This window comes from Dietzia sp. B44, assembly GCF_014145245.1.
GTDB lineage: Bacteria > Actinomycetota > Actinomycetes > Mycobacteriales > Mycobacteriaceae > Dietzia > Dietzia natronolimnaea.
This window is the reverse complement of the sequence record NZ_JAALEF010000298.1, coordinates 1-2,181: the sequence shown is the minus strand read 5'-3', so window position 1 is coordinate 2,181 and position 2,181 is coordinate 1. Positions and strand designations below refer to the sequence as shown.

At 73.1% G+C, this 2,181-nt stretch carries 1 protein-coding gene and 1 pseudogene; one reads left to right on the top strand and one right to left on the bottom strand.

What is annotated here, in order from left to right; genetic code table 11:
* Positions 1-110, top strand: a pseudogene (locus G6017_RS17335) (thiamine phosphate synthase); the annotation flags it as partial.
* Positions 111-144: 34 nt separating this feature from the next.
* Here the strand turns inward: G6017_RS17335 and G6017_RS10445 are convergent.
* Positions 145-1,965, bottom strand: a complete 1,821-nt coding sequence (locus G6017_RS10445) for an alkaline phosphatase D family protein (RefSeq protein ID WP_182617254.1) — start codon at positions 1,963-1,965, stop codon at positions 145-147.
* Between the last annotated feature and the right edge of the window lie 216 nt (positions 1,966-2,181).

Genomic DNA, 2,181 nt, shown 5'->3' with positions numbered 1-2,181 from the left:
TGCCCGAGGTGCTGGCCGCGGGCGCCCGGCGGGTGGTGGTGGTCCGCGCGATCACCGACGCGGACGACCCCACGGCCGCCGCGCGCGAACTCCGCGCGGAACTGGACTGAACCGTCGCCGACACGCGGGCCGGCGGGTCCCCGGTCAGTCGGTGAGCTCCTTGGTCAGCGTCCTGCGCAACACCTGCCGGGGCTTGGCGTCGAGGTCATCCCCACCTCGTCGTCGTCGCCCCCTCCGACCCCAGGAGTCCGGCGCCAGACCGGGCAGCAGCGTGAGGACCCTCCCCAGGCCTCCGGCCGGCCACTCGACGTGGGCGTGTTCGACCTTGACGGTGGCGCGGCGGCCGCGCATCACCAGCGTCATGACCCCGTTGTGGAACCAGATCCCGTCGGTGACCTCCCACCTGACACGTGGCTCCCGCACGCCCACGGCCTCGGCGAGCCGGCGGGTCAGCGCGGGCGCGGGAGACCGCACCGAGATCCGGTTGACCATCCGGATCGACTTCTGTAGAGGATTGCGGAACGGGGACATGACCAGCTGGTGCACCCCAGTCGGCGACCCGGCCACCCGCGGCGCGGTGAGCTCGACCTCCTCGAGGTAGGAGCAGTGGACGTCGCCGCCCAGCATGAGGATCGAGGCGGGCGCGCGCCCGTGATCCCCGGCCGCCACCTCGGTGAGCAACCCGATCAGGTCGTCGAAACTGTTGCGGAAGGCCGCCCAGTGCTCGAGGTCCACCGTCAGCCGCACCCATTCGCCGATCCGGGCGCTCAGCGGCTTGTCCGGCCGGTCGCGGCTCACCGCCTCGTTCCACCCCTCGAGATGATGCAGCGCCGGCAGCATGAACGCGGGCAGGGACGACGCGATCACCAGGTGGTCGACCTCGGCCCCGAGGCAGGCCTCCCGCGCCCACTCCCACTCCTGCGGGTCCATCACGCGCCGGTCGGCGGGGTCCAGCCGGCGGGAGGCCCGCACGTCGAGCATCACCACCCGCACCCGCCCGAAGTCGCGACTGAAGCTCCACCGCGCGGTGCCCCGGTCGGCGTCGGCGGACAGGGCGAACTCGTCGAGGATCCGTTCGCGTTCGGCATCGGACCGGGCACCCCGGACCGCCCGGTACACCTCGTCCTGCTCAAGCTCCCGCGGCGCGAGATTGCCCAGGTGCTGGTAGACGAAGTAACTGGCGAACGCCCCCCTCACGCGGTCGCGCCACCACGGCTGGGCCGTCATCTCGCGGCGCCAGGCGTGGGAGGAGTTCCAGTCGTCGCGCAGGTCGTGGTCGTCGAGGATCATGCAGCTGGGCACGGTGGACAGCAGCCAGCGCACGTCCGGGTCGCGCCACGACTCGTGGTACAGCCAGGAGTACTCCTCGAAGTCGCAGATCTCCCCGGACACGTCCCGGTCCCCACCGTCACCGGCGGAGTCGCGCACCGACCGGGGCCCCTCCCCGGCCCGACGGCGCGCCGCCAGCCGCTCGGTGATCTCCCGGCTGGGGATGTCGGCGTACACCTGGTCGCCGAGCAACAGCATGGCGTCGGGCCAGTCGTCGTGCGCCGTGTGGGCCATCTGATGCGCGAGCGCCACCAGGGCGTCGGCCCCGATCCGGCGAAGCGCCACCGGGGTCTGGCTCTCCCCGCGGCGACAGGACCCGAAGGACAGGCGGACCGTGTCGTCGGCGCGCGGGGTGCGGATGACGCTGGGGCGGTCCGGCTCCAGTGGCCAGGCGGGTACACCGTCGAGCGCCACCTCGTAGGGCGTCTCCACGCCCGGCTCGAGATCACGAAGGTGCAGCACCGCGAAGTGGTGCCCGTGGACACCCCACGACTGTTCGGAGGCCTCGCCGTCGCCGGCGCGGATCGTCACCGTGCACGGCGCGGACACCTCGACCCACACCGTCGCGTCCGTGCTGTCGACGTACCGGAGCATGGGGCCGACCAGGATCTCGGGCGGCGTGGGGGGCTGACTCATTGCACCAGTGTGCACGCGGGCCGGGGGGTGCCGGGCGCGATGGGTGCGGCAGGGGTCGTCAGGGGCAGTCAGGGGCCATCAGGGATCGCCGGAGCTAGCCGAGAAGGGCGCGGGGTCCGACGGCGACGACGTCCTCAGGCAGCCTGGCCCGCAGTCCCCGGTCGGCCGTCACCACCACCACCCGGCGGGACCCGCTCGCCGCGCCCGGACCGGTGC

Bases quoted from the DNA above. Each gene is read 5' to 3' on its own strand.
- G6017_RS10445 (WP_182617254.1), bottom strand. From the start codon at position 1,965: ATGAGTCAGCCCCCCACGCCGCCCGAGATCCTGGTCGGCCCCATGCTC.